Origin of the sequence: Prevotella sp. KH2C16, from assembly GCF_900113305.1 — a bacterium.
Taxonomy (GTDB): domain Bacteria; phylum Bacteroidota; class Bacteroidia; order Bacteroidales; family Bacteroidaceae; genus Prevotella.
Map to the genome: position 1 here is coordinate 24,725 of NZ_FOOW01000026.1, position 6,000 is coordinate 30,724.

At 53.6% G+C, this 6,000-nt stretch carries 4 protein-coding genes and 1 pseudogene; 4 read left to right on the forward strand and 1 reads right to left on the reverse strand.

Annotated features, from left to right (window positions below):
- The first annotated feature begins 216 nt into the window (after positions 1-216).
- The 3 genes from purL (at position 217) to BM114_RS12420 (ending at position 5,267) form a co-directional block, all read left to right on the forward strand.
- The gene (purL, locus tag BM114_RS12410; RefSeq protein WP_092113881.1) at positions 217-3,960 is read left to right on the forward strand and encodes a phosphoribosylformylglycinamidine synthase; all 3,744 of its coding nucleotides are present in this window, start codon (positions 217-219) and stop codon (positions 3,958-3,960) included.
- A gap of 81 nt (positions 3,961-4,041) precedes the next feature.
- Complete coding sequence (locus BM114_RS12415; protein ID WP_092113883.1) at positions 4,042-4,692, forward strand: chromate transporter; 651 nt, start codon at positions 4,042-4,044, stop codon at positions 4,690-4,692.
- Positions 4,692-5,267: a chromate transporter gene (locus tag BM114_RS12420; protein ID WP_092113884.1), complete on the forward strand. Its 576-nt coding sequence runs from the start codon at positions 4,692-4,694 to the stop codon at positions 5,265-5,267. Before BM114_RS12415 ends, BM114_RS12420 begins: the two co-directional genes overlap by 1 nt.
- A gap of 223 nt (positions 5,268-5,490) precedes the next feature.
- Here the strand turns inward: BM114_RS12420 and BM114_RS14480 are convergent, their stop codons facing one another.
- Positions 5,491-5,688, reverse strand: coding sequence for a hypothetical protein (locus BM114_RS14480; RefSeq protein ID WP_092113886.1), 198 nt, complete (start codon positions 5,686-5,688; stop codon positions 5,491-5,493).
- A gap of 75 nt (positions 5,689-5,763) precedes the next feature.
- Here BM114_RS14480 and BM114_RS12430 point away from each other — a divergent pair.
- Positions 5,764-6,000, forward strand: a pseudogene (locus BM114_RS12430) (IS982 family transposase); the annotation flags it as partial.

The window sequence follows — 6,000 nt, forward strand, 5'->3', positions numbered from 1 at the left end:
AGCCCAAAGACTATACATAATAAAATCATGCCAGGGAAAACAAAGCTTAGGATACGGAATCTATTTCTATAGCGCCACTTCCCTGCCATCTTTCTCCTTGAATCTAATATCCCTACTTCTAAAACATGAAAAATAATATCGGGAGAGGTCGGCAGAATCCAAAGAAAATATGTATCTTTGCATCCAGTAAACTCACCTTTATTATAGATAATTAGTATGATTCTTTTCTTCAAGACTCAGAAAGAGCATGTGATTGCGACTGAAATAGACCATCAGCCGGATTCCAATGAAATCAATGAACTTAGTTGGCTCTACGGCAACGCAACGCCAATCGACTCCGAGGAGCTGGCCGGCTTCTATGTGGGTCCCCGCCGCGAGATGATCACCCCATGGAGTACGAATGCCGTTGAGATAACCCAGAACATGAGTCTTAGCGGCATTTCGCGTATAGAGGAGTACTTCCCCGTTGTCTCCGAAGACGCCGAGCACGACCCGATGCTGCAACGCATGTACAAGGGGTTGGACCAGAATATCTTCACCGTGAACCACGATCCCGAGCCCGTCAGGCATGTGGAGGACATCGAAAAGTATAACGAGGAAGAGGGACTGGCCCTCTCGCCCGAGGAAATAGACTACCTCCACAAGATAGAAAAGCAAAATGGACGGCCGCTGACCGACTCTGAGATCTTTGGATTTGCCCAGATCAACTCGGAACATTGCCGCCACAAGATATTCGGGGGAACCTTCATCATCGACGGAAAGGAGATGGAGTCGAGCCTTTTCAACCTCATCAAAAAGACCACGAAGGAGCATCCGGGCAGAATATTGTCGGCCTACAAGGACAATGTAGCCTTCGCCCAAGGACCCGTGATTGAACAATTTGCCCCCAAAGACCAGTCTACGAGCGACTATTTCCAGGTAGAAAACATCGAGAGCGTCATCTCCCTGAAGGCCGAAACGCATAATTTCCCCACCACGGTGGAGCCTTTCAACGGGGCGGCTACCGGCACAGGAGGCGAAATCAGAGACCGCATGGGCGGAGGGACAGGTTCCTGGCCCATTGCCGGAACGGCCGTCTATATGACCGCCTATCCCCGCCTGAAGGACGACGAAGGAAAGGTCGACACACAGCGCGACTGGGAAGACATACTCCCCGTGCGCAAATGGCTCTATCAGACGCCGGAGCAGATTCTCATCAAGGCCTCAAACGGAGCCTCCGACTTCGGCAACAAGTTCGGCCAGCCGTTGATTGCCGGATCGCTGCTCACCTTCGAGCATCAGGAGGACGACCAAAAACTGGGCTACGATAAGGTAATCATGCTGGCCGGCGGCGTGGGCTACGGCAAGAAGCGCGACTGCCTGAAGAAAGAGCCGCAGAAAGGAAACAAGGTCGTAGTGGTCGGCGGCGACAACTATCGCATCGGCCTCGGCGGCGGCTCAGTCTCCTCCGTCGACACCGGCCGATACTCTAACGGCATCGAGCTGAATGCCATCCAGCGTGCCAATCCCGAGATGCAGAAGCGCGCCTACAATCTTGTCAGGGCACTCGTAGAGGAAGACAACAACCCCGTTGTCAGCATTCACGACCACGGTTCGGCAGGACACCTGAACTGTCTGTCGGAACTTGTTGAAGACTGCGGTGGCCGGATAGACATGACCAAGCTGCCTATCGGCGACAAGACGCTTAGCGCCAAGGAAATCATCGCCAACGAATCGCAGGAGCGCATGGGGCTGCTGATTGACGAGAAGCACCTCGACCATGTGCGCAAGATTGCCGAGCGCGAGCGCGCACCGATGTATGTGGTCGGCGAGACGACGGGCGACGCCCACTTCTCTTTCGTACAGGGCGACGGCACGAAGCCGTTCGACCTCGATGTGGCCCAGATGTTCGGCCACTCTCCCAAGACCGTCATGACCGACGAGACCGTGGCGCGGCACTATGAAGACGCCACCTATTCACTCGATAAACTCGATGAATATCTCCAGCGCGTGCTGCAGATGGAAGCCGTGGCATGCAAGGACTGGCTTACAAACAAGGTCGACCGCTCCGTAAGCGGCAAGATTGCACGGCAGCAGACACAAGGAGAGATCCAGCTCCCGCTGTCCGACTGTGGTGTCGTAGCCCTCGACTACCGCGGCCGCAAGGGCATCGCGACAGCCCTTGGCCATGCTCCCCAGGCCGGATTAGCCTCGCCTGAGGCCGGCTCGGTGCTGTCGGTAGCAGAGTCGCTTACCAATATCGTGTGGGCTCCCTTGGCCGGAGGCCTGCAGGGAGTAAGTCTCTCGGCCAACTGGATGTGGCCTTGCCGCTCGCAGAAAGGCGAGGACGCCCGTCTGTATGCCGCCGTCCAGGCTCTCTCCGACTTCTGCTGCGACCTCCATGTGAATGTGCCGACGGGCAAAGACAGCCTTTCCCTGAGTCAGCAATACCCCGACGGCGAGAAGATCATCTCGCCGGGAACCGTCATCGTAACCTCAGGCGGCGAAGTCTCCGACATCCGGAAGGTGGTCTCCCCGGTGCTGGTGAACGACAAGCGCTCGTCTCTCTACCACATAGACTTCAGCTTCCAGCCGGCCAGACTGGGCGGAAGTGCCTTCGCGCAGAGCCTCGGCAAGGTGGGCGACAATGTCCCCTATGGCGACTATAACGGCAATCAATTGATGTATGCCGACTATTTCAGCAGCTGTTTCGAGGCCATTCAGGAGCTCGTCCGCAAGGGATGGATCCTCTCCGGACATGACATCAGTGCGGGCGGACTGATTACCACGCTGCTCGAGATGACCTTTGCCAACACGAAAGGTGGCTTGCACATCAACCTGCACAACCTGGTTGACGCCGATATTGTAAGAACGCTCTTTGCCGAGAACCCTGGTGTGGTCATTCAGGTGAGCGACAATCACAAGCTGGAACTGCAGGCCTATTTGGAGGGGAATGGCATCGGCTATGCCAAGATAGGCTATCCCACGCCCGAGGAGCGCACGCTCGTCATCAAGAAAGACGATTATGGGCATACCTTCGACATCGATGCGCTCCGCGACACATGGTATAAGACGAGCTATCTGCTCGACCGTAAGCAGAGCCTTAACGGCATGGCCAAGGAGCGCTATCGGCATTACAAGGAGCAGCCGATAGTGATGAGATTCCGTCCCGACCTCACCGGCAGGCTCGCCCAATATGACCTGAATGCCGACCGGCGCAAACCGTCGGGCATCAAGGCCGCCATCATCCGTGAGAAAGGCACCAACGGCGAGCGTGAGATGGCCTATACCCTCTATCTCGCAGGTTTCGATGTGAAGGATGTTACCATGACCGACCTCATCAGCGGACGGGAAACGCTGGAAGACATCCACATGATCGTCTTCTGTGGAGGCTTCTCCAACTCGGATGTCTTAGGGTCGGCCAAAGGGTGGGCAGGAGCCTTCCTCTATAATCCGAAGGCCAAGGAAGCCCTCGACAAGTTCTATGCCCGTGAGGATACACTCAGCCTCGGCATCTGCAACGGATGCCAGCTCATGGTGGAACTGAATCTCATCAACCCCGAGCACAAGCATCGCGCACACCTCCTGCACAACACTTCCCAGAAGTTCGAGAGTGCCTTTCTGGGACTTGACATTCCCCGGAACGACAGCGTCATGCTGGGTTCGCTGAGCGGAAACAGGCTCGGCATCTGGGTGGCTCACGGCGAGGGCAGGTTCGATTTGCCGGAGCCGGAGGAGCATTACAATATCGTTGCCAAGTACAGCTACGCCGAATATCCAGGCAATCCGAACGGCTCCGACTATCAGGTGGCGGGTATCTGCTCGGCCGACGGCCGCCATCTCGCCATGATGCCGCATCCGGAACGCGCTATCTTCCCATGGCAACAGGCCTGGTACCCCCGCAACCGCAAGGACGATGAGATAACGCCGTGGATGGAGGCCTTTGTCAATGCGAGGAAGTGGATTGAGCAAAAGAAATAAAAAAAGCCTACCGCCGTCTTCTCCCGAAAGGGAGACGGCGCAAGCGGGCAAGACATATTGACATAACACAACAAACAACAGATGGAAGAGTTAAACGACGGAACTGAAAAAAAAGCGGGTAATATTCCTCCTCCCCAACAGACCGAGATACCGTTTTCCATTGCTACGGAAGAAGCAAATAATGATCAACGGACAGACTACTGGACATTCTTCAAGACCTTTTTTAAAATCGGAGCCTTCACCTTGGGCGGCGGATATGCCATGATTCCCATCATCGAGAGCGAGGTGGTAGACAAGAGACGCTGGATTGGAAAAGATGAATTTCTTGACCTGATTGCCATCGCCCAGAGTTGTCCGGGCGTCTTTGCCATCAACATCAGCGTGTTCATCGGCTATAAACTCCGCAAACTGAAGGGTGCCTTCTGTACCGCCTTAGGCACGGCGCTGCCCTCCTTTCTTATCATTCTGCTCATTGCCATGTTCTTCCATCAGTTCATGGAGTATGCCTGGGTGGAGTCTATGTTCCGGGGAATACGCCCTGCCGTGGTGGCCTTGATTGCCGTTCCCACCTTCAATCTCGCAAAAAGCGCGCACATCAGCCTCGTGAACTGCTGGATTCCCATAGGCAGCGCCCTGCTCATCTGGGCACTCGGAGTGAATCCCATCTATATCATCATTGCCGCCGGAGTGGGCGGATATCTCTATGGAGCTTTCCTAAAACCTACCGAATAATGATTTACCTTTACCTCTTCATCACATTCTTTGAGATAGGCCTGTTCGGGTTTGGCGGAGGCTATGGCATGCTATCACTTATCCAGACGGAGACGGTGGTGCACCACCATTGGCTCACGAGCGCGGAGTTTACCAACATCGTGGCCATCAGCCAGATGACTCCAGGCCCCATTGGAATCAACTCCGCCACCTATTGCGGCTACACGGCCGTGCGCAATGCGGGATTCGACAACCTCATGGGAATAGCCGGAAGCGCTACGGCCACATTCGCCCTCGTGCTTCCCTCTTTCATCCTGATGATCTTAATAAGTAAGATGTTCATGAAATACATGAACACGCCTGCCGTGCAGAGCGTCTTCACGGGACTCCGGCCGGCCGTCGTAGGTCTCTTGGCTGCGGCAACCCTCCTGCTTTGCAATGAGGAAAACTTCAGCTCTCCAATATCCAATCCGTGGCAGTTCTGGATCAGCATAGCCCTTTTCATTGCTACTTTCGTCGGCACGAAATATGTAAAGGTCAACCCCATCCACATGATTTGCTGGGCCGCCTTTGCCGGATTGATACTGCTCTATTGAGGGATTGCGCCCCTACAATAGACTGCGGAAAGAGGAAAACACGGCCTTCGTGAGGGTAAAATAGGCTATTTTACTAAACTGTCAACCGTCTTTCACCATACAGCAAGGGCTTTCGATGAAAGAAACGGGCATCCGGGCAGCCTGTCTACATGCTCGAACAAGAAAAAATGGAGCGGTCGCACGACCGCTCCACCTTGGCTCTGAATATAATAAAACGATTCTATTAGTCTTCCCAAGAACTAAAGTCAGAATTGGCAGCTACATTGTCGCTGCCAAAAAATCCCACCTTTGACTCATGACTGTCATCATCCTGACTGGCTTCTCCGTGGTCGGAACCTGCCAGCAAAGACTCGATTCCCTGAATTAGAAATTCCTCCGTCTCAGGCTTAATATATACGCGAGTTCGGGATAAGAAAAGCATTATAAAAGTTGGTAATCTCGCCAATATTTTGTACCTTTATAGGTGAAAATCAACAAGTTACAAAACAACCAAGCGATGATTACCAAGGACAAAGTTACAGAAATTTTCTGTATTATCGATGAGTTTGACAAGAATTTGAATGCAGAACTGGCCCAAAACCTCCCATTGCCCTCTCATGATGGCGATGGGAAGCGCTACCGTAACCGCAAGGGCAGGCTATCCGAGAGTGAGATTATGACAATCTTGGTATGCTACCATTTCGGTACTTACAGAAACTTCAAGGAGTACTACCTCTGCTGTATCCGTGGACAA

Bases quoted from the DNA above. Each gene is read 5' to 3' on its own strand.
- purL (WP_092113881.1), top strand. From the start codon at position 217: ATGATTCTTTTCTTCAAGACTCAGAAAGAGCATGTGATTGCGACTGAA.
- BM114_RS12415 (WP_092113883.1), top strand. From the start codon at position 4,042: ATGGAAGAGTTAAACGACGGAACTGAAAAAAAAGCGGGTAATATTCCT.
- BM114_RS12420 (WP_092113884.1), top strand. From the start codon at position 4,692: ATGATTTACCTTTACCTCTTCATCACATTCTTTGAGATAGGCCTGTTC.
- BM114_RS14480 (WP_092113886.1), bottom strand. From the start codon at position 5,688: ATGCTTTTCTTATCCCGAACTCGCGTATATATTAAGCCTGAGACGGAG.